This window comes from Alkalibacterium psychrotolerans, assembly GCF_054784355.1.
The window spans coordinates 1-507 of record NZ_BAAGPH010000049.1 but is presented as its reverse complement, the minus strand read 5'-3'; the positions used below and the strand labels follow the sequence as shown (position 1 = coordinate 507).

Genomic DNA, 507 nt, shown 5'->3' with positions numbered 1-507 from the left:
GCTTACTTCACACATGATAACTTAGCGATATTGGAACAGCTTATTATGCAATTAATTGCTGGTTACTCGGCAGACTCATCAGCTAATCTATTAAGACGGGATCCAGTCTTTCAAGCTGTACTCGGTAAAAAACAGTTGGCCTCACAATCGTCAATCTCACGGTTTTTAGATCGTTTCACCGAGGAGAACATCGTTCAACTCCAAGCATTAAATCAGTCGCTCATTGATAAAGCTCGTTTGATTCGCAATGACACCGAATTAATCATTGATGTCGATTCCACACATTCAGATACTTTTGGTCATCAAGAACAAACAGATTATAATGCCCATTATCAAACCTACGGCTATCACCCATTAGTTGCCTTTGACGGATTGACCGGAGATTTTTTGAAAGCTGAACTGCGTTCAGGCAATCAGTACACATCTAAAGGGGTAAAAGCCTTTATCGACCCGCTGTTACACCACTACAAGAGCACGGTGCCACATACCGAGATATTGGTTCGGGGT

Annotated in this window: 1 protein-coding gene; it reads left to right on the top strand. The window is 42.0% G+C overall.

Annotated elements, in window-relative coordinates; translation table 11 throughout:
• A partial coding sequence (locus tag ACYVLS_RS08820; RefSeq protein ID WP_460323674.1) for a transposase occupies positions 1-507 on the top strand: 507 nt, incomplete at both ends.